Genomic DNA, 20,617 nt, shown 5'->3' with positions numbered 1-20,617 from the left:
GATGGACTATTTACGCATCGCGCCCAATCGCGCGAGCACCTCGTTCGGGATGCCGTAGCGCTGAATGGCGTCGCGGTTGTTCCGCAATCCGCAGATCTCGCGCTGGATGAAGAATGCCCAGACGGCGTCGGAGGCTTCATTGACGAGCTGCTCGCGCTCCTCGGCGTTCTGGCGCTCGGCAGACCAGGATTTCAGGCTGGCAAGTGACGCTTCCACTTTCAGCCCGTGACGCCCGAGCGCATCGGCGCGTTCCGACATCAGCTCGTATTCGAGGACGTTGAAGCCGTTGGCATTCTGCTGGTGGTGTCTGAAGGATTGCGGCGGGCGAACGCTCATGGGCACGAATTCCTTTTCAGCGCAGGCATCGACATTATCCAATCCGGCCGCGGAGATCGAGAGGGTGGGACGGGCCTACCCCGCGGTTTCCATGCGTGGTAAGGGGCGCGGTAACTTTTCCAGGTCCTGCGCGCACATCATGATTCGTATCGAGAATATCAGCAAACAACTCAGCCACCGGATCCTCTTCATCGAGGCATCGGCAGCCCTCAACAAAGGCGAGAAGATCGGCCTCGTCGGCCCGAACGGCGCCGGCAAGACGACGATCTTCCGGATGATCAACGGCGAAGAGCAGCCCGACGAAGGACAGGTGTCCTGCGAAAAGGGCGTCACCATCGGCTACTTCAACCAGGATGTCGGCGAAATGGCAGGCCACAGCGCCGTCGCCGAGGTGATGAACGGCGCCGGCCCGGTCAGCATCGTTGCCGCCGAGTTGCGGGAGCTCGAAGCCGCCATGGCCGACCCTGACAGGGCCGGCGACATGGAAGAGATCATCGAGCGTTACGGCGAGGTGCAGGCGCGTTACGAAGAACTGGACGGCTATGCGCTCGAAGGGCGCGCCCGTGAAGTGCTTGCGGGCCTCAGCTTCAGCCAGGAGATGATGGACGGCGACGTCGGCGCGCTGTCGGGCGGCTGGAAGATGCGCGTGGCACTTGCACGCATCCTGCTGATGCGGCCAGACGTCATGCTGCTCGACGAGCCGAGCAACCATCTCGATCTCGAAAGCCTGATCTGGCTCGAAGAGTTTCTGAAGGGCTATGAGGGCGCGCTCTTGATGACCTCGCACGACCGCGAGTTCATGAACCGCATCGTCAACAAGATCATCGAGATCGACGGCGGCGGACTGACGGCCTATTCCGGCAACTATGAATTCTACGAGCAGCAGCGGGCGCAGAACGAGAAGCAGCAGCAGGCCCAGTTCGAGCGCCAGCAGGCGATGCTCGCCAAGGAAATCAAGTTCATCGAGCGGTTCAAGGCGCGCGCTTCGCATGCCTCGCAGGTGCAGAGCCGGGTGAAGAAGCTGGAGAAGATCGACCGGGTGGAGCCGCCGAAGCGCCGCCAGTCGGTCGCTTTCGAGTTCCAGGCCGCACCGCGCTCCGGCGAGGACGTGGTCAACCTGAAGAACGTCCATAAGAAATATGGCAGCCGAAGCATCTACGAGGGTCTGGATTTCATGGTGCGGCGGCGCGAGCGCTGGTGCATCATGGGCATCAACGGCGCCGGCAAATCGACGCTGTTGAAGCTGGTGACGGGCACGACCTCGCCTGACCAGGGCAGCGTCGCTCTCGGCGCCAGCGTCAAGATGGGCTATTTCGCCCAGCATGCCATGGATATCCTCGATGGCGAGCGCACCGTCTTCCAATCTCTGGAAGATCGGTTTCCGCAGGCAGGGCAGGGGCCTTTGCGGGCGCTTGCCGGATGTTTCGGCTTTTCCGGCGACGATGTCGAGAAACGCTGCCGCGTGCTCTCCGGCGGCGAGAAGGCCCGTCTGGTCATGGCGATGATGCTGTTCGATCCGCCGAACCTGCTTGTGCTTGACGAGCCGACGAACCACCTCGATCTCGACACCAAGGAGATGCTGATCAAGGCGCTCTCGCAATATGAGGGCACCATGCTCTTCGTCTCGCACGACCGGCATTTCCTCGCCGCGCTCTCCAACCGTGTGCTGGAGCTGACGCCTGAAGGCATCCACCAATATGGCGGCGGCTACACGGAATATGTGGCGCGCACCGGCCACGAGGCGCCCGGCCTGCGAAGCTGACGATCTCTTTCCCGGGCATGTCGAAATCCTTGGGGACGTCGCACCGCGGCCTTCGCGGAGCCGTCGGGCCATGTCTTGGAACTCGCACAGGAATTGAAGTAGCCGCGGCCAGTTCGTGTAGAGAGGGGCAACTCTCCGCCGATGTGCGGCGGCTGCCACGATGATGACCCAATTCCATGGTGTTTGCAGGCCCTTCTTGGGGCAAATCAGGTCGGGGCAGCATGGACTGGATCAATCGTTATGTCGATCAGCCGTTATTGAACGGGGCTGCGGGCTTGTTGCGGGCTTGGCACATTCGCACGCGCCAGCCGCCGGAGCTGCTGGAGCCGACGTGGAACCTGTCCGTGCTCTCTTTCCTCCTCATCGCGAGCGGACAATTTATGACGGGCAGGGCTTTTGCGCTCAGCGTCGTCGCGCTGGTCATGCTGGCGCTGCCTTCCGCGCGAAAGCTGTTTTCGGCGATGAAGGCGGGCAGCAGCGCCTATGGCGCGCGGCAATATAAGTCGCTGCGCGCACGCGCCGTCACCAAACGCGAGGCGGAGTGGTCGGTCCGGTTGATCGTCCTGTTCGCAGCCGCCTGCCTCCCCTTCGTCGCACGGATCGATGATCCCGTGGGAGCCTGCTTCATGCTGGGTGCCAGCGTCTGGTTCGTGCTGACCGGCCCGCTCAAGGCCTATCTCGAAGCAGCAGAACCTCCGGAGCCGAATGAGGGCGACCGGATGTTTGATGGCGTTTTTCATTTCGGCTGAACAAAGCCGATGCGGCGCTCCCTAAGTCGTCCGTGAGCGGGCAGGGAACCAAAAGCGGGCAGTCTCCGTTATGCCAGCAGCAACGTAAGAGGAGATCGCGATGCTTTACTACGCTTTGGTATTTCTCGTTGTGGCCTTGATTGCCGGCGTCCTTGGATTTGGCGGCATCGCCGGGGCTTCAGCTTCCATTGCCCAGGTTCTGTTCTTCATTTTCCTGGTGCTGTTCGTCGTGTCGCTCGTCATGCGCTTTATGCGCAGAGTATAGTGCCGACGGATCGAGTATAAAAACCCGGCGAAAACATCGCCGGGTTTTTCTTTACTGGAGGTTGCCGTCCCGATCGCGATCGGCCGTCGCGAAATCCGCCATAACCCGCTGTATAAATTCGCTCTTGTTGATGCGGCCGTCCTTGTTGGCGTCCGTCAGGGTGAATTGCTCGACGGTCAGAATCTGCACCGTCTCGCCGGATTGCAGGCTGCCGTCTTTGTTCCTGTCGAGATTACCGAAAGCCGTGCCCATGAAGGCTTCGTATTCGGAACGATCGACCGTCTTGCTGGAATTGACGTCAAGCTTGTCCATCTGCCCCTGATACATCGAGGCGGCTTGTTGGGCGAGCACGCCGGTAGATTGGAACAGGGCGACTGCCGTTACCAAAGCCAAGATCTTCATCGCTATACCCCCACGATTTATTTGCAAGCCAGGCGGTTGCCAACGAAACCGCCGCCGCCGATGCCGGCGCCGATGGCGAGCACCTGGCCGGTGCCGGCCCCGATGGTGCTGCCGATCAAGCCGCCGACGATCGCGCCGCCGACGGTGCCGGCAATACAGCCGAATTCGGAATTCCGGTCCGAGACGGCTTGAGACGTGGTCCCGGACTGACAGGCGGATACCGCAAGGCATCCTGCCAGCATGATGGTTGTGTGTTTGCGCATTTTTCCCTCCCGATGAACTCTGCACCGCCATTTCCAATAGAAATCGGCGGGCGTGCCGTCAGCCGGCCCCGGCAAAATAATCATCTGATATGCATCTCAAATTTCAGCCGGCATTGTTGCTGAAGCAGAAACAGAACCCCGGAAAAGCATCCGGACATTCTGTTGTCATGCCGGGAATCGGTATTTCGATTCTTCTTATTTGTTGCTGTGCAGCAGGAAATTTAGAGAATACTACAGCTATACATGAGCTCTGGCAACCTATGCGGTCACCCCAGCGTCGACGCGGCTGCTGCCCGGTGCATCCTCGGCGAAAACAGCATGTGCCTTTCCTGCAACCATTCCTGACAAGATTGTGAAATGGCGCATGCGGGTAGCATATGCCTTTGAAATGTCCCAATGCCGCTAAACCGTAGGGTTGTCGCTTGCGCCTCCCGCGCTCTGACACGCGACGCGAAAACGGCGCCGATCTGGGATCGTTTACGGTTCCCGTCCGTTATCCGGTGCCGGCAGCCGGGTATTCCCGTCACGATTTGAGAAGGAGAGACTTATGAACAAAACTCTTGCGACGGCCTTTGCCGCGGTATCGTTGACGTTTGTCGGCGCGGGGGTGGCCGGTGCCGCCGATCCCGTCACCAGGACATATGAAGAGCCGGATCTGCGCAACGGCGTGAAGATCGGCTATCTTACCTGCGATATCAGCGGTGGCACGGGCTATGTGCTCGGTTCGTCCAAGGAAGCCGATTGCGTCTTCCAGTCGATTGTCGGCAACGAGCTCGTCGATCACTATACCGGCGAAGTCAGAAAGCTCGGCATCGATCTCGGCTTCACCACGCGCAGCCGCCTGATCTGGGGCGTTTTCGCGCCGACCGCCGGCTATCATCGTGGATCGCTTGCCGGCCTCTATGTTGGCGCCAGCGCGGAAGCGACGGTCGGCGCCGGTGTCGGCGCCAATCTCCTGGTCGGCGGCACGTCCGGCTCGATCCATCTGCAGACGGTCAGCCTCACCGGCCAGCTCGGCCTCAACGTTGCCGCCGGCAGCGCATCGATGACGCTGACGCCGGCGAATTGACAGGACTTTGACGCGTCCCTGCCGCGACGCGGCGGGGGCGTCCCCCTTCTTGAAATTGATTTCCTTCCACGCCCAAACGGATCGCCAATGGATATTCGAATGGCAACGCCCGATGAGGACGAGATCCTGGCCGGGCATTATCTGAAGATCTGGGACAGTTACGGCACGCCGCCGGAGCACTACAGACCGGATGCCGCGGCGCGAGTCTTGTTTTTCCTTAGAAGCGGCCGCGCGGAGCGGCGCCTCGCCTCGTTCCTGGCCGTCATCGACGGGGAAATCGCCGGTTCCGTATCCTGCCAGCTGCACCAATCGCCCTTTCCTGAAGTCATCCGGGAGGAGCAGCGGCTGCTTGGTTATATCTGGTCCGTCTATGTCGAGGACGCCTTCCGCAGGCGCGGCATCGCGCTGGCGTTGACCAAAGCGGCTGTCGGCTACCTGAAATCGATCGGCTGTACGACGGCTGTCATCCATGCCTCGGATGCCGGCGAACCCGTTTACCGCTCTGTCGGTTTTGAAATAGCCAAGGAAATGCGGCTGAAGCTTCTGGAGGGATAGCAGGCACCGTCCGGCTAGGCTTTCGCCCGGCCGGGTGCGGTGAAGGCGGCGATCGTCTCCTCGTCATGGCCGGCCTCGCGCAGAAAGCGGCCGGCAAATTCGATGGCCGGGCTCCGCAGCGCATCATCCGGCCGGATCAGGTGGAAGGCCACGTGGGATTCGAGCGTGCGTTCCGACACTGCGACGACGCGCCCGGCGGCCAGCATCGCATCCGATAGGGGAGGGCGGGCGAGCGCGATGCCGAGCCCCTGGGCACAGGCATCCATCACCAGATTATAGTCTTCGAAGCGGCGGTCCTGGCCGCGCGGCGTATAATCGATACCCTCACGCGAGAGCCAGCGGCGCCAGCCTTCTATATTCGAATCGTGAATGATCGGCAGGTCGAGCAGCGAAAGGGCGTCCGAGCGCTGCCCGAGCTGCTTCGCCAGTTCGGGGGCGGCAATGGGAAAGGACTTCTCCCGCCACAGCGGCAGGGCGCGCACGCCGGCCCAGGGACCCTTGCCGCAACGGATGGCGAGATCCGTGCCTTCGCCGAAATCCGCCAGCCGATGTTCGAGCGTGAGCTCGACATGCAGCTCGTTTCCTTCGAGCTTCGCCAGACGCGGAAAGAGCCACAGTGACGCCACCGAAGGCGTCACCGAAAGGCGCACCACCGCCTTGTTCGGCCTGGGCAGCCAGCGCTCGCCGGTGTTGCCGAGCAGGGAAAGCGCTTCCTCGGCGCGGGCGAAAAAACGCATGCCCTCCGGCGTCAGCCGCACGCCGCGCGCTTCGCGCGCGAACAGCCGCACGCCCACCGGCGAGCAGACCGTGGCGGCGGGACCGGCCAGCTTCATCATCAATACCATGCCCGTCTTCACCGCCCTCATTGCCACATTCGCGCTCGGCGAGCGCTTCGGCCGCTGGGGCTGGGCGGGCACCGCGGTTTCCTTCGGCGGCGTCGCGCTGATTGCGGTCTCCTCGGACGGCGGCTTCAAGCTTGATCCCAATGCTGTGCTGATCCTCGGCGCAGCGCTCTGCTCGGCGATCGCAAGCGTGTTGCAGAAACCGTTGCTCGCCCGCCTGCCGGCGCTTGCCGTCACCGCCTGGATCCTGCTGATCGGCTCCGTGCCGCTGTTTCCCGCCGTCCCGGCGACGATCCGTGCGCTGGCCGCCGCGCCGGCGGAGGTCAACTGGGGCGTCGCCTATCTCGTCATCTTCCCGACGGCGATCGGTTATCTCACCTGGGCCATCGCATTGAAGCGGCTGACGGCCGCGCGCGCCTCCAATTTTCTCTATGGCGTCCCGCCGGTCGCAACGCTGATCGGCTTCGTCTGGCTCGGCGAGACGCCGACGGCACTCGGCGCGATCGGCGGCGTCATGGCGATCCTCGGCGTGCTCGTGGTCAACCTCATGCGGAAACGGTAACGGCCGCGCCGCTACCACCAAAATCGGCGGCGAAAGTTCGCCGCCGATAAATAGACGTTGCGCCGCTCTTCGCTTTCTTTAAAAACGAAAGCAGATCGAAAGGGGGCGCCGATGTTCTTGACCGACCGACAAACTGAAATCGTGGCGATCGCGAAATCGAGCGGCAGGGTTCTGGTCGAGGAGCTTGCCTCCCGCTTCTCGGTAACGCCGCAAACCATCCGCAAGGATCTGAACGATCTCTGCGATGCGCAGGTGCTGACGCGCATCCATGGCGGGGCGACATTTCCGAGCGGAACCGAGAACGTCAAATACGAGGCGCGCCGCCAGATCGCCGCTTCGGAGAAGCAGGCAATCGGCGTTGCGGCCGTCGAGCTGATCCCGAGCGGAGCCTCGCTCTTCATCAATATCGGCACGACGACCGAGGCGGTGGGCGAGGCGCTCGCCAATCATCACGAGCTGATGGTGATCACCAATAATATAAACGTTGCCAACAGGTTGCGTCTCTTCCCGGCAATCGAGGTGGTAATTGCCGGCGGGGTCGTGCGCGGTTCCGACGGCGGGATCGTCGGCGAAGCGGCGGTCGATTTCATCCGCCAGTTCAAGGTCGATTATGCCGTGATCGGCGCCTCGGCGATCGATGTCGACGGCGCGCTTCTCGACTATGACTTTCGCGAGGTGAAGGTCGCGCAGGCGATCATCGCCAATGCCCGCCACGTCATTCTCGTTGCCGATTCGACGAAGTTCGAACGCACCGCGCCAGTCCGGATCGGTCAGCTTTCCCAGGTTCATACCTTCATCACCGACCACTGTCCGGTGCCGTCGATCCGAAATCTCTGCCTGGAAAACAATGTGAAACTGATCGAAACGGGCAGCAGATCGCGATAGATCTGCCAACATTCGTTTGACATTCGTATTTCTTTCGTTTTAACTGATGTCACTTTCGCAATCGCGCAAGTTTTGTGCGATGCGAAATCAGCAGCAGGCTCGGAGGGGCAATTGGGCCGGGAGATATACGACATTTTCGTCATTGGCGGCGGCATCAACGGCTGCGGCATCGCGCGCGATGCCATCGGGCGCGGCTATTCCGTCGCGCTGGCGGAGATGAACGATTTCGCCTCCGGCACCTCATCCGGCGCCACCAAGCTGATCCATGGCGGCCTGCGCTATCTCGAGCATTACGAATTCCGCCTGGTGCGTGAATCGCTGATGGAGCGCGAGATCCTCTGGGCGATGGCGCCGCACATCATCTGGCCGCTGCGCTTCGTATTGCCTTATCACAAGGGCGGTATCCGCCCGGCCTGGCTGATCCGGCTCGGCCTCTTCCTCTACGACCACCTCGGCGGCCGCAAGCTGCTGCCGGCGACTGATGTGCTGGACATGCGCAAGGATCCCGCGGGCAAGCCGCTGAAGGCGCTGTTTACGAGAGCATTCGAATATTCCGACGGCTGGGTCGACGATGCCCGCATGGTCGTGCTGAACGCCCGCGACGCAGCCGACAAGGGTGCCGCGATCATGCCCCGCACCAAAGTGGTCTCGGCAAGGCGCGAGAACGGCCTGTGGCATATCGAGACGACCGATACCGTCACCGGCCGCAACGGCAGCCATCAGGCCCGCATGCTGGTCAATGCCGCCGGCCCCTGGGTCGATCACGTCATCCGCTCCGCTTTCGGTCAGAACGAGGCTCACCACGTTCGCCTCGTCCAGGGCAGCCATATCGTCGTCAAGAAGAAGTTCGACGACCCGCGCGCCTATTTCTTCCAGAATCCCGACAACCGCATCATCTTCGCCATTCCCTATGAGGGCGACTTCACCCTGATCGGCACGACCGACCGCGATTACACCGCCGATCCCAAGGATGTCCGGATCTCCGAGGAGGAGACCGTCTACCTCTGCAATGCGGCATCGGAATATTTCAAGGAGCCGGTCAAGCCGGAGGATATCGTCTGGACCTATTCGGCGGTGCGGCCGCTTTATGACGACGGCGCCTCGAAGGCGCAGGAGGCGACGCGCGACTACGTGCTGAAGCTCGAGGGCGAAGGCGCCGCCGCGCCGCTGCTCAACGTCTTCGGCGGCAAGCTCACCACCTATCGCCGGCTTTCCGAACATGCGCTGGAAAAGATCGGTGCGGCGATCGGCGTCAAGGGCGCTCCCTGGACGGCAAAGAGCCATCTGCCCGGCGGCAATTTCGCCGTCAAGGGTTATGAGGCCGAGGTCGCCAAGCTGAAAAGCCGTTATCCCTTCCTTGCCGATCCGCATGCGCGCCGGCTGGTGCGCCGCTATGGCACCAGGGCCGAGACGCTGCTCGGCGATGCCAGCGGCATCGAGGATCTCGGGCGGCTGTTCGGCGGCGATCTTTACGAAGCCGAAGTCAGATATCTCGTCGAACATGAATGGGCCCGGCACGCCGAAGACGTGCTGTGGAGGAGAACAAAGGATGGTCTGCGCCTTTCGAAGGAGCAGGCTCAGTCACTGGAGGAGTACATGGCTGCCATACCGGCGATGGCCGGATAAGGTGGCGTGTGGTCCCCGCTGCGTGGAGGCAGGGGAATCGGAATGCTGGAACTGCGAAACGCCGCCAAGATGGTGGGGGCGGACTATCATATCTATCCGACCGATCTGGTCCTCGAGCGCGGCACGCTGAACGTCCTGCTCGGGCCGACGCTGTCGGGCAAGACGTCGCTGATGCGGCTGATGGCGGGGCTCGACCGTCCGACCGCCGGCTCCGTCCATTTCGACGGCGCCGACGTTACCGGCATGCCGGTGCAGAAGCGCAACGTCGCCATGGTCTATCAGCAGTTCATCAATTATCCGGCGTTGACCGTCTATGAGAACATCGCCTCGCCGATGCGCATCTCGGGCAAGGATGCCGCCACGATCGACCGCGACGTGCGCAAGGCGGCCGAGCTTCTGAAGCTCACGCCCTATCTCGACCGCACGCCGCTCCATCTCTCCGGCGGCCAGCAGCAGCGCACGGCACTTGCGCGCGCGCTCGTCAAGAATGCCAGCCTCGTGCTGATGGACGAGCCGCTCGCCAACCTCGATTACAAGCTGCGCGAGGAACTGCGTGAGGAACTCCCGAAGATCTTCGCCCAGTCCGGTGCGATCTTCGTCTATGCGACCACCGAACCGTCCGAGGCGCTGCTGCTCGGCGGCAATACGGCAACCTTGAACCAAGGTCGGGTCACCCAGTTCGGGCCGACGATCGACGTCTACCGGCGCCCCGTCGATCTCGACAGCGCCGGCATCTTCGCCGATCCGCCGCTGAACACGCTCGACGTCACCAAAGCGGGCAATGTCTTCACGCGTCAGGGCGGAGCAGCACTTCCGGTTCCCCCGCATCTGGCCGCCGTGCCGGACGGGCCGGTTACTGTGGCGTTTCACCCGCATCATCTCGGCTTCAAGCCGCAGACCGGTGACGCCGCCCGCCTGCAGGCGCGCACGCTGGTTTCCGAGATCACCGGTTCGGAGAGCTTCGTTCACCTGGAATATGACGGCGTGCGCTGGGTCATGCTGGCGCACGGCATTCACGACATCGATCCCGACATGGAGATCGAGGCCTTCCTCGACACACGCCACCTCTTGGCCTTCGGCTCCGATGGCCGCGCCATCGCCACGGTCGGCCACGCTGCCGCTGCAGCGGCAAAGGCATAGGAGAGCACAATGGCACGCATTACGCTCGACCATATCCGCCACGCCTACGGAGCCAATCCGCAGACGGAGAAGGATTATTCGCTGAAGGAAGTCGACCACGAATGGAACGACGGCGGCGCCTATGCGCTGCTCGGTCCTTCCGGCTGCGGCAAGACCACGCTGCTCAACATCATCTCGGGTCTGCTGCAGCCCTCGCATGGCCGCATCCTGTTCGACGGCAAGGATGTGACGAACCTTTCGACGCAAAGCCGCAACATCGCCCAGGTCTTCCAGTTTCCCGTCATCTACGACACGATGACCGTTTACGACAATCTGGCCTTTCCCCTGCGCAACCGCGGCGTGGCCGAGGCCGATGTCGACCGGCGCGTGCGCGACATTCTCGAAATGATCGACCTTGCCGGCTGGGCCAAACGCAAGGCGCAGGGGCTGACCGCCGACCAGAAGCAGAAGATCTCGCTCGGCCGCGGGCTGGTGCGCAACGACGTCAACGCCATCCTGTTCGACGAGCCGCTGACCGTCATCGATCCCCACATGAAATGGGTGCTGCGCTCGCAGCTGAAACGGCTGCACAAGCAGTTCGGTTTCACCATGGTCTATGTCACCCACGACCAGACCGAGGCGCTGACTTTCGCCGAGAAGGTCGTTGTCATGTATGACGGCCAGATCGTTCAAATCGGCACGCCGGCCGAGCTCTTCGAGCGGCCGAGCCACACCTTCGTCGGCTATTTCATCGGTTCGCCCGGTATGAACGTCATGCCGGCCCAGGTTGACGGCAGCGCCGTCAAGGTCGGGGACGAGGTGCTGACGCTCGATTACGCGCCGAAGACCGCAGGCAGCTCCAAGACCGAACTCGGCATTCGCCCGGAATTCATCCGTCTCGGACGCGAGGGTATGCCGGTCACGATCAGCAAGGTCGAAGATATCGGCCGGCAGAAGATCGTGCGGGCCCGTTTCGCCGGCCAGCCGCTCGCGATCGTTGTGCCCGAAGATGCCGATATCCCCGCGGATGCCCGCGTCACCTTCGATCCGTCCGCCATCAGCATCTACGCCGACAGCTGGCGTGTCGGCAGGGAGGCCTGAGCCATGCAGAAGACTTGGAACAACAAAGCCTGGTTTCTGGTGTTACCGGTGCTGCTGCTCGTCGCCTTTTCGGCCGTCATCCCGCTGATGACCGTCGTCAACTATTCGGTCCAGGATACGTTCGGTAACAACGAATTCTTCTGGGCCGGCACCGACTGGTTCATCCAGACGCTGCATTCCGACCGCTTCTGGGAAGCGCTGCAGCGCAACCTGCTGTTCTCCTTCATCATCCTGGCGTTGGAAATTCCGCTCGGGATCTTCATTGCACTCAACATGCCGAAATCAGGGCCGGGGGTTCCCGTCTGCCTGGTGCTGATGGCGCTGCCGCTGCTCATCCCGTGGAATGTCGTCGGCACGATCTGGCAGGTTTTCGGGCGCGTTGATATCGGCCTGCTCGGCCACACCCTCGAAGCGATCGGCCTCGACTACAACTATGTCCGCGATCCGATCGACGCCTGGGTCACCGTTATCGTCATGGACGTCTGGCACTGGACGAGCCTCGTCGTGCTGCTCTGCTATGCCGGTCTCGTCTCGATCCCCGATGCCTATTATCAGGCGGCCAAGATCGACGGTGCCTCGCGCTGGTCCGTCTTCCGCTATATCCAGCTGCCGAAGATGAAGCGGGTGCTGCTGATCGCCGTGCTGCTGCGTTTCATGGACAGTTTCATGATCTATACCGAGCCCTTCGTCGTCACCGGCGGCGGCCCGGGCAACTCGACGACCTTCCTCTCCATCGACCTTGTGAAGATGGCGGTCGGCCAGTTCGATCTCGGCCCGGCAGCGGCAATGTCGATCATCTATTTCCTCATCATCCTGCTGCTCTCCTGGGTGTTCTACACCGTGATGACCAGCAGCGACGCGAGCTAAGGGGGAGGGCAATCATGACCAATAAATTCAAACCTGCAGGCAGCCTCTCCTGGCTCGTCCCGACGATCTACATCATCTTCCTGATCCTGCCGATCTACTGGCTCGTCAATATGAGCTTCAAGGAGAACGCCGAGATCACCGGCGCCTTCTCGCTCTGGCCGACGAACCCGACGCTGCGCAACTACACGGTCATCTTCACCGATCCGTCCTGGTATAACGGCTACATCAACTCGATCATCTACGTGGTGATGAACACGGTGATTTCGGTGGCTGCGGCGCTGCCGGCGGCTTACGCCTTCTCGCGCTACCGCTTCCTCGGCGACAAGCATCTGTTCTTCTGGCTGCTGACCAACCGCATGGCGCCGCCGGCGGTCTTCGCGCTGCCCTTCTTCCAGCTCTATTCGGCCTTCGGCCTGATCGACACCCATATCGCCGTGGCGCTTGCCCACTGCCTGTTCAACGTGCCGCTCGCCGTCTGGATCCTCGAAGGTTTCATGTCCGGCGTGCCGAAGGAGATCGACGAGACCGCCTATATCGACGGTTATTCCTTCCCGCGTTTCTTCATCAGGATCTTCATTCCGCTGATCGCAAGCGGTGTCGGCGTGGCGGCATTCTTCTGCTTCATGTTTTCCTGGGTCGAACTGCTGCTTGCCCGCACGCTGACGACGACGGCGGCAAAGCCGATCTCGGCGATCATGACGCGAACGGTTTCGGCCTCCGGCATGGACTGGGGCGTGCTGGCTGCGGCCGGCGTGCTCACCATCATTCCGGGCGCGCTCGTCATCTATTTCGTCCGCAACTACATCGCCAAGGGCTTCGCGCTCGGGCGCGTTTGAGGAGGAGACGGTCATGAATTTTTCCTGGATGGCCTGGACGCTGCCGACGGCGCTGTTCTTCCTGACGATCCTGGCGCTTCTGGTCGCCATGAGCGTCTGGGAATATTTTTCGCCGGGCGGTTCGCCGCGCACGGGCGTGCTGCGCTTCGAGACGACGCGCGGCGACCGGCTCTTCGTTTCGCTGCTGGGCAGCGCTTTCATTCATCTTGCATGGCTTGGGCTCGCTGGGCCCAACCTGTGGTGGGCTCTTGCCATCTCCGTGGTCTACGCCATTGGCGTGTTCCGCTACGTGTGACGGCAAAGTGAAGACAGATGGCCGGGGGTCCTTGGCCGCCTGAGTATGTGACTGCAATCGCAAACCCTGGGAGGATATTATGCGACGGCACTTATTGACGACGACAGCAGGCTTGCTGCTGGCAATGACCGCATCGGCCTATGCCGGCATGGACGAGGCGAAGACCTTCCTCGACAAGGAAGTCGGCGATCTCTCGACGCTTCCCCGCGCTGACCAGGAAAAGGAAATGCAGTGGTTCGTCGATGCAGCGAAACCCTTCGCCGGCATGGACATCAAGGTCGTTTCCGAAACGATCGCGACACACGAATATGAATCCAAGGTGCTGGCCCCGGCCTTCACCGCCATCACCGGCATCAAGATCACCCACGATCTGATCGGCGAAGGCGACGTCGTCGAAAAGCTGCAGACGCAGATGCAGTCGGGCGAAAACATCTATGACGCCTATATCAACGACTCGGACCTGATCGGCACCCATTGGCGCTATCAGCAGGCCCGCTCGCTGACCGACTGGATGGCCAACGAAGGCAAGGATGTCACCAATCCCGGCCTCGACATCGACGACTTCATCGGCAAGTCCTTCACCACGGCGCCTGACGGCAAGCTCTACCAGCTGCCCGACCAGCAGTTCGCGAACCTCTACTGGTTCCGCTACGACTGGTTCAACGACGAGAAGAACAAGGCGGACTTCAAGGCGAAGTACGGCTACGATCTCGGCGTGCCGGTCAACTGGTCGGCCTATGAGGACATCGCCGAGTTCTTCACCGGCCGCGAGATCGACGGCAAAAAGGTCTACGGCCATATGGACTATGGCAAGAAGGACCCGTCGCTCGGCTGGCGCTTCACCGACGCCTGGCTGTCGATGGCCGGCAACGGCGACAAGGGCATCCCGAACGGCAAGCCCGTCGACGAATGGGGTATCAAGGTCGACGAGAACTCCCGTCCTGTCGGTTCGTGCGTCGCGCGCGGCGGCGATACCAACGGCCCTGCAGCAGTCTACTCCATCCAGAAATATCTGGACTGGATGAAGGCCTATGCACCGGCAGCCGCCCAGGGCATGACCTTCTCCGAATCCGGCCCGGTCCCGTCTCAGGGTGAAGTCGCCCAGCAGATGTTCACCTATACGGCCTTCACCGCCGATTTCGTCAAGGAAGGCCTGCCGGTCGTCAATGCCGACGGTACGCCGAAATGGCGTTTCGCACCGAGCCCGCACGGCGTCTACTGGAAGGACGGCATGAAGCTCGGCTATCAGGACGCCGGTTCCTGGACGCTGATGAAGTCCACGCCCGACGATCGCGCCAAGGCGGCCTGGCTCTATGCCCAGTTCGTGACGTCGAAGACTGTCGACGTGAAGAAGAGCCATGTCGGCTTGACCTTCATCCGCCAGTCCACGCTTGATCATAAGTCCTTCACCGACCGCGCGCCGAAGCTCGGCGGCCTCGTCGAATTCTACCGTTCGCCGGCCCGCCTGCAGTGGTCGCCGACCGGTACGAACGTTCCCGACTATCCGAAGCTGGCACAGCTTTGGTGGCAGGCGATCGGTGATGCCTCTTCCGGCGCGAAGACGGCGCAGGAAGCGATGGACTCGCTGTGCTCCGAGCAGGAAAAGGTGCTCCAGCGCCTGGAACGCGCCAAGGTCCAGGGCGATATCGGCCCGAAACTCGCCGAAGAGCATGATCTCGCTTATTGGAACGCGGATGCGGTGAAGAAGGGCAACCTTGCGCCGCAGCTGAAGATCGAGAACGAGAAGGAAAAGCCGCTTACCGTCAACTACGACGAACTCGTCAAGAGCTGGCAGAAGTAAGGCGGACCCGGCCGGAAGCGACGAGGCTTCCGGCCATCACTTCCCGCCACCGGCTGCATGCCGGTGGCACCCCACAATCTTTCTCATGAGATGTCCGCGTCTTGCCGTTTCCGGCAGGCGGAGCGGTTTCGCGTGAGCCGGAGACGGATATGAGCGGCTATATTCTTTCGATCGACCAGGGCACGACATCTTCGCGCGCCATCATCTTCGATGGCGACATGAAAATGACCGGCTCGGCGCAGGCGGAGATCACCCAATATTATCCGCAGCCCGGCTGGGTGGAGCACGACGCCGCCGAAATCTGGCAGTCCGTCATCGATACCGTGCGCGGGGCAATCGCCGATGCCGGCTTGAACGCCGCCGCAATCGCCGCGATCGGCATCACCAATCAGCGCGAGACGGCGGTCGTCTGGGACCGCCGGTCCGGAACACCGCTTCACCGCGCGATCGTCTGGCAGGACAGGCGTACGGCCGAAATGTGCGATAGCCTGAAGGCCGACGGATATGAAAAACTATTCAGCGCCAAGACCGGCCTGCTGCTCGACCCCTATTTCTCCGGAACGAAGTTGCGCTGGCTGCTCGATAATGTCGATGGCCTGCGCGAGAAGGCGGAGGCGGGCGAAGTCTGTTTCGGCACGATCGACAGCTGGCTGATCTACAAGCTGACTGATGGTCGCGTGCATGCCACCGATGCGACCAATGCGTCGCGGACGCTGCTCTACAATATCGATGATGGCGCATGGGACGAGGAGCTTCTCGGCATTCTCGGCATCCCGGCCGGCGTGCTTCCCGAGGTGAGGGAATGCGCCGATGATTTCGGCCGGGTCGACGAGGCGCTGTTCGGCGCTGCCCTCCCGATCCTCGGTGTGGCCGGAGACCAGCAGGCGGCGGCCGTGGGCAATGCCTGCTTCGAGCCCGGCATGATGAAATCCACCTATGGCACCGGCTGCTTCGCCCTGCTCAATACCGGCAGGGACCGTGTTTCCTCTTCCAACCGCATGCTGACGACGATCGCCTGCCGGCTCGACGGCGAGACGACCTATGCGCTCGAAGGCTCGATCTTCATCGCCGGTGCCGCTGTGCAATGGCTGCGCGACGGTCTCGGCATCATCAATCAGGCCTCCGAAGCCGGGATTCTGGCGACCAAGGCCGATCCCGGGCAGCAGGTCTATATCGTTCCTGCCTTCACCGGCCTCGGCGCGCCCTATTGGGATCCGGCCGCGCGCGGCGCGATCTTCGGCCTGACGCGAAACAGCGGCCCGGCGGAATTTGCCCGCGCCGTGCTCGAATCCGTCGCCTACCAGACGCTCGACCTGCTGGTGGCGATGAAAAAGGACTGGGGCGCCAACCAGCTGGAAACGGTGCTGCGCGTCGATGGCGGCATGGCGGCTTCGGATTGGACGATGCAGTGCCTGGCCGACATTACGGGAAATCCCGTCGACCGCTCGGCGATCCGCGAGACGACGGCGCTCGGCGCCGCCTGGCTTGCCGGATCGAAAGCCGGCATCTGGCCCGGCAAACGCGAATTTGCCAAGGCCTGGGCTTGCGACCGCCGCTTCAGCCCCGCGATGGAAGAGACCGAGCGGCAGGGGAAGATCATCGGCTGGAAGAATGCCGTATCGCGCATGATCTCGGACGCCTCGGCCGGCTGACGCATTCCCTGTATGTGGCTCGCTTTACGCACGGCCGGCGGCTTTCCTGTTGATGAAGCTGAGCGCGAGAACCGCGAAGATCAGCGTGCCCGTGCCGACCTGCTGCCAGTAGAAATTCAGATCGGTCAGCAGCAGCCCGTTGGCGACGATGCTGAGCAGCAGGACACCAAGCACGGTGCCGCCGACATTCGGCCGCCCGAGCGGGCTGAGCGTCGTGCCGATGAACGTGGCGCCGATGGCATTCAGCAGGAAGGCATTGCCGGAGGACGGGATATAGACGGTGACTGTCGCCGTCAGGATCAGCCCGGCGACGGCGGCAATCAAGCCGACGATGATGAAGGTCACGGCGATATGGGCGGATGTTCCAATGCCGGAATAGCGCACGACCGCCGGCTGAATGCCGATCGAGAGAATGACGCGGCCGAAGCGGGTGCGGGCAAAGACGACCGCTGCGGCTGCGATGATCGCGATGGCGGCCGCAAGCGGCACGGGGAAGCCGGCGATCGTGCCATGGCCGAGAAAACGGAAAGCCTCGGGCACGCCGCTCGGCGGTAGGTAGACTGGATTGCCGCCATTGGTCAGCAATTGCTGGACGCTGCGGCCGATGAACAGCGTGCCGAGCGTGGCAAGGAACGGCGACACACCGATCCCTGATATCAGCAGCGCGTTGAAGGCGCCGACGAGCGCCCCGGCCGCCAATCCGGCAAGAGCGGCGAGTGCCACCGGCTGTCCGGCGAGCACGAGCGAGACGAAGGCGAAGCTCGCAAAATCCATCGCCGTTCCGACAGAAAGATCGATGCCGCCCGACGAGACGGCGAAGGTCATGGCGATGGAGACGATGGCGAGCAGCGTGAAATTGTTGACCAGGATGCTCTGGAGGTTCGCTGGCGTCAGGAATGTCGGCGTTGCCGCCGAGAAGATCGCGGACACCGCCACGAGCGCGAGGATCAGCCCGTAGCGCAGTGCGCCGGCGGCGATCAGGCGGGGCAGGTTGGCGGCGGCGGGCGTCGAAGTCTCGAGCGACATGATCAGGCCTCCTGCCGGCGCAACAGCGTGGTCGCGGAGACCACGATCAGAATCAGCACACCCTGGACCCCGCTGACCAGCGTGCTCGAAATGTTGAGCAGCTGGAAGCCGTTGGTCAGGAAGCCGATCAGCAGGGCCGAGAGGAATGTGCCGGTGACCGTCGGGACCAGCCGGCGTGAAAAGACCGAGCCGAGCAGGGCGATCACGACGACTGGCAACAGCATCTCGCCGGAGCCGGTCGTGCTGCCGCTGAGATAGGAGACGGACAGGATGCCGGCGATGCCGCCGGATATGCCGCTGGCGACGAAGGCACCAGCGAGCAGCCGGCGAAGCGGCAGGCCGGCGGCGCGCGCCGCATCCGGGAATTCGCCGACGGCATAAAGACGCAGGCCGAGCGGCGTATATTGAATGATCGCCGTAGCGATTGCCGTGAAGCCGATGAGCACATAGGCGAGCACCGGCAGGCCGAAGGGATCGGAGCCCGAAAGCGCCGAGAGGAACGGCGTGGAGGCCGGCAGGACGGTATTCTGGGTCAGCACCAGTTCCAGCCCGGCGACGACGTTCATCACCGCAAGCGTGGCAAGAAGCGGCACGATGCCGGCATAGACGACGGCAACGGCATTGACCGTGCCGATCAGCGCTCCGGTCAGGATTGAGGCAGTGATGGCCGTCGCGTCGCCGTAGCCGAGCTGTGTCAGGCTGGCATAGACGGCGGCGCTGAGGCCCATATTGGCCGCCAGCGACAGGTCGATGCCGCCGGTGACGACATTGGAGCCGCCGGCAACCAGAACGACCGTCAGCCCGATGGCCAGCACGCCCGATATGGCGGATTGGCCGAGCACGTTGCCGATATTGCCGACGCTCAAGAAATAGGGCGCGGTGAGCGAGAAGATGATCAGAATGGCCGCAAAAGCGATCAAGGATCCGAAGCGCAAGACGCCAGCGGCGATGTTGCCGGCCGGCCGGGACGGCGGTTCTATCGCCGAAAACCCGGCAGGTGCGAATTCCACTTCAGCCGACATGGCGCTTGCCCTCTAACGATCCGGTCGATTCCGCCAGCACGGCATCCGCCGTGGTCTCAGACGATATGAATTCCCGCGCCACGCGGCCGCGGAAGAGCACGAGGATGCGATCGGTGATGCCGACGAGTTCGGGCAGGTCCGAGGACAGCACGATGACGGCCGCACCCCGCGCCGCAAGCTCGCCGATCAGCCTATAGATTTCGACCTTGGAGCCGATATCGACACCGACCGTCGGCTCGTCGAGGAGATAGATCTCGGAGTGGCGGCTCAGCCACTTGGCGATGGCCACCTTCTGCTGGTTGCCGCCCGAGAGCGTCCGCAGAAGCGCATTCCGGCCGCTGGTCTTCACCTGCAGCCGGGTGATCAGGGCATCGATTTCGCGCCGCTCGCGCTTGCGGTCGAGAAAGCCGAAACGCGTGAACCGGCCGAGACTGGAAAGGCTCACATTTTCAGCAACGCTGAGGTCGAGCGCGATGCCATGGCGGCGCCGATCCTCCGGCACCAGCGCGATCTCGTGGCCAGCCGCCTGCTTCGGATTGGCGAAACAGGCAGCTTTGCCATTGATCTCGATGCGGCCGGACGCCGACCTCTCGAGCCCGAAGAGGGTACGTACCAGCTCCTTGGCGCCGGAGCCGAGTAGGCCGGTGAGTCCGAGCACTTCGCCGCGGCGCAGCGAGAAGCTGATGTCGGTGTATTTCCCTGGCGACGACAATTGCTCGACCTTGAGGATTTCCTCACCTGATGTGACCTGCGGCTTCGGAAACATCTCCTTGATATCGCGCTCGACCATCAGCCGGGCGATTGCGGCGGCCGAAGTCCCTCCGATCGGCACCGAAGCGACGGTGAGCCCGTTGCGCAGCACGGTGACGTGATCGCAGAGCTCCTCGATTTCGTTGAGATAATGCGAGATGTAGATGATGGTCACGCCTTCATCGCGCAGGCGGCGGATCAGCCGGAAGAGGATAGCAGCCTCGCGGGCCACCAGCGCGGCTGTCGGCTCGTCGAAGACCAGAACCTTCGGCTGGTTGAGGAGGGCGCGGGTGATCTGCACGATCTGTTTTTCGGCGGTCGACAATTCGCCGATCAGGGCAGTGTTCGGCAGGCGGAGGCCGAAATAATCGTTGAGAATATCGGAGGCGCGGCGTTGCATCAGCCGCCGGTCGAGGAAGGGCGTGCCCGATAGGCGCGGTTCCCGGCCGAGGAACAGGGTTTCGCCGACCGTGAAGGTCGGCACCAGCAGCCGGTCCTGGTGAATGAAGTGGATGCCGAGTTCTTCGGCCAGATGCGGTGTCAGCCTGTCGAATGTCCGCCCTTCGATCTCGATCCGGCCGTCATCCGGCTGGTGAAGACCGGCAAGCAGCTTGATCAGCGTCGACTTGCCGGCACCGTTCTGGCCGACAAGACCGTGGATCGTGCCGCGCTTGACGAACAACGACGCGCCGGCCAGCGCCTGCGCGCCGCCGAAGCGCTTGACGATGCCTTCGAAGCGGATGATGTCGTCGCGCGCCCTTGCCGGCGGCGTCAGCGAAATGGCCGTCATAGGATCTCTCCGGTCGTCATGCTCCGGGCGATCCGGCCATGC

General features: G+C 62.6%; 19 protein-coding genes and 4 pseudogenes. 16 read left to right on the top strand and 7 right to left on the bottom strand.

What is annotated here, in order from left to right; all coding sequences use genetic code 11:
- Positions 1-6 precede the first annotated feature (6 nt).
- Entirely contained in the window at positions 7-336 is a 330-nt protein-coding gene (locus ATY77_RS07625) for a DUF6665 family protein (RefSeq protein ID WP_088686906.1), read from the bottom strand.
- A gap of 139 nt (positions 337-475) precedes the next feature.
- Between ATY77_RS07625 and ATY77_RS07620 the strand changes: the two genes are divergently transcribed.
- From ATY77_RS07620 to ATY77_RS07610, 4 genes and pseudogenes are all read left to right on the top strand, one after another.
- A complete protein-coding gene (locus ATY77_RS07620) occupies positions 476-2,098 on the top strand; it encodes an ABC-F family ATP-binding cassette domain-containing protein (RefSeq protein ID WP_088686795.1) in 1,623 nt (540 codons plus the stop codon).
- 27 nt (positions 2,099-2,125) lie between these two features.
- A pseudogene (locus ATY77_RS33425) lies at positions 2,126-2,200 on the top strand (VOC family protein); the annotation flags it as partial.
- A gap of 58 nt (positions 2,201-2,258) precedes the next feature.
- Positions 2,259-2,847, top strand: a pseudogene (locus ATY77_RS07615) (hypothetical protein).
- A gap of 100 nt (positions 2,848-2,947) precedes the next feature.
- Positions 2,948-3,112 carry a DUF1328 domain-containing protein gene (locus tag ATY77_RS07610; RefSeq protein WP_003571841.1) on the top strand — a complete coding sequence of 55 codons (165 nt, stop codon included), beginning with the start codon at positions 2,948-2,950 and terminating at the stop codon, positions 3,110-3,112.
- A 51-nt stretch (positions 3,113-3,163) separates the two neighbouring features.
- Here the strand turns inward: ATY77_RS07610 and ATY77_RS07605 are convergent, their stop codons facing one another.
- Positions 3,164-3,514, bottom strand: coding sequence for a hypothetical protein (locus tag ATY77_RS07605; protein WP_088686793.1), 351 nt, complete (start codon positions 3,512-3,514; stop codon positions 3,164-3,166).
- Between the two features lie 17 nt (positions 3,515-3,531).
- On the bottom strand, positions 3,532-3,777 hold the full coding sequence (locus ATY77_RS07600) for a hypothetical protein (RefSeq protein WP_088678075.1): 246 nt from the start codon (positions 3,775-3,777) through the stop codon (positions 3,532-3,534).
- Between the two features lie 547 nt (positions 3,778-4,324).
- Between ATY77_RS07600 and ATY77_RS07595 the strand changes: the two genes are divergently transcribed.
- Both ATY77_RS07595 and ATY77_RS07590 read left to right on the top strand, forming a co-directional pair.
- Positions 4,325-4,846 carry a DUF992 domain-containing protein gene (locus ATY77_RS07595; RefSeq protein WP_088686792.1) on the top strand — a complete coding sequence of 174 codons (522 nt, stop codon included), beginning with the start codon at positions 4,325-4,327 and terminating at the stop codon, positions 4,844-4,846.
- An 87-nt stretch (positions 4,847-4,933) separates the two neighbouring features.
- Positions 4,934-5,401: a GNAT family N-acetyltransferase gene (locus ATY77_RS07590; protein ID WP_088686791.1), complete on the top strand. Its 468-nt coding sequence runs from the start codon at positions 4,934-4,936 to the stop codon at positions 5,399-5,401.
- A gap of 14 nt (positions 5,402-5,415) precedes the next feature.
- On the opposite strand, the pseudogene ATY77_RS07585 reads toward ATY77_RS07590, so the two are convergent.
- Positions 5,416-6,195: pseudogene (locus ATY77_RS07585) on the bottom strand (LysR substrate-binding domain-containing protein); the annotation flags it as partial.
- Here ATY77_RS07585 and ATY77_RS07580 point away from each other — a divergent pair.
- From ATY77_RS07580 to glpK, 10 genes and pseudogenes are all read left to right on the top strand, one after another.
- A pseudogene (locus ATY77_RS07580) lies at positions 6,194-6,805 on the top strand (DMT family transporter); the annotation flags it as partial. The pseudogenes ATY77_RS07585 and ATY77_RS07580 overlap by 2 nt on opposite strands.
- Positions 6,806-6,916: 111 nt before the next feature.
- Positions 6,917-7,690, top strand: a complete 774-nt coding sequence (locus tag ATY77_RS07575; RefSeq protein WP_088686790.1) for a DeoR/GlpR family DNA-binding transcription regulator — start codon at positions 6,917-6,919, stop codon at positions 7,688-7,690.
- 111 nt (positions 7,691-7,801) lie between these two features.
- Positions 7,802-9,316 (top strand): glycerol-3-phosphate dehydrogenase, encoded by a 1,515-nt coding sequence (glpD, locus tag ATY77_RS07570; RefSeq protein ID WP_088686789.1) that lies wholly within the window; start codon positions 7,802-7,804, stop codon positions 9,314-9,316.
- Positions 9,317-9,358: 42 nt separating this feature from the next.
- Positions 9,359-10,456, top strand: coding sequence for an ABC transporter ATP-binding protein (locus ATY77_RS07565; RefSeq protein WP_088678082.1), 1,098 nt, complete (start codon positions 9,359-9,361; stop codon positions 10,454-10,456).
- A gap of 9 nt (positions 10,457-10,465) precedes the next feature.
- Positions 10,466-11,536: an ABC transporter ATP-binding protein gene (locus ATY77_RS07560; RefSeq protein ID WP_088686788.1), complete on the top strand. Its 1,071-nt coding sequence runs from the start codon at positions 10,466-10,468 to the stop codon at positions 11,534-11,536.
- 3 nt (positions 11,537-11,539) lie between these two features.
- Complete coding sequence (locus ATY77_RS07555; RefSeq protein WP_088678084.1) at positions 11,540-12,403, top strand: sugar ABC transporter permease; 864 nt, start codon at positions 11,540-11,542, stop codon at positions 12,401-12,403.
- A gap of 14 nt (positions 12,404-12,417) precedes the next feature.
- A complete protein-coding gene (locus ATY77_RS07550; protein WP_010027958.1) occupies positions 12,418-13,239 on the top strand; it encodes a carbohydrate ABC transporter permease in 822 nt (273 codons plus the stop codon).
- A gap of 13 nt (positions 13,240-13,252) precedes the next feature.
- Positions 13,253-13,534 (top strand): DUF2160 domain-containing protein, encoded by a 282-nt coding sequence (locus ATY77_RS07545; protein ID WP_088678085.1) that lies wholly within the window; start codon positions 13,253-13,255, stop codon positions 13,532-13,534.
- Between the two features lie 79 nt (positions 13,535-13,613).
- On the top strand, positions 13,614-15,335 hold the full coding sequence (locus ATY77_RS07540) for an ABC transporter substrate-binding protein (RefSeq protein ID WP_088678086.1): 1,722 nt from the start codon (positions 13,614-13,616) through the stop codon (positions 15,333-15,335).
- Between the two features lie 149 nt (positions 15,336-15,484).
- Positions 15,485-16,987: a glycerol kinase GlpK gene (gene glpK, locus ATY77_RS07535; protein WP_088686787.1), complete on the top strand. Its 1,503-nt coding sequence runs from the start codon at positions 15,485-15,487 to the stop codon at positions 16,985-16,987.
- Positions 16,988-17,011: 24 nt separating this feature from the next.
- On the opposite strand, the gene ATY77_RS07530 is transcribed toward glpK, so the two are convergent.
- From ATY77_RS07530 to ATY77_RS07520, 3 genes are read right to left on the bottom strand one after another with little or no spacing between them, the layout of a single operon-like run.
- On the bottom strand, positions 17,012-18,013 hold the full coding sequence (locus ATY77_RS07530) for an ABC transporter permease (RefSeq protein WP_088686786.1): 1,002 nt from the start codon (positions 18,011-18,013) through the stop codon (positions 17,012-17,014).
- A gap of 2 nt (positions 18,014-18,015) precedes the next feature.
- Complete coding sequence (locus ATY77_RS07525) at positions 18,016-19,035, bottom strand: ABC transporter permease (protein ID WP_088686785.1); 1,020 nt, start codon at positions 19,033-19,035, stop codon at positions 18,016-18,018.
- Positions 19,025-20,575: a sugar ABC transporter ATP-binding protein gene (locus ATY77_RS07520; protein WP_088686784.1), complete on the bottom strand. Its 1,551-nt coding sequence runs from the start codon at positions 20,573-20,575 to the stop codon at positions 19,025-19,027. The genes ATY77_RS07525 and ATY77_RS07520 overlap by 11 nt, the downstream gene beginning before the upstream one ends.
- Positions 20,576-20,617: the final 42 nt, after the last annotated feature.

The sequence above is a fragment of the Rhizobium sp. R634 genome (assembly GCF_002211305.1).
GTDB lineage: Bacteria > Pseudomonadota > Alphaproteobacteria > Rhizobiales > Rhizobiaceae > Rhizobium.
The sequence above is the reverse complement of the archived record's forward strand: the minus strand, read 5'-3'. Positions and strand labels throughout refer to the sequence as shown.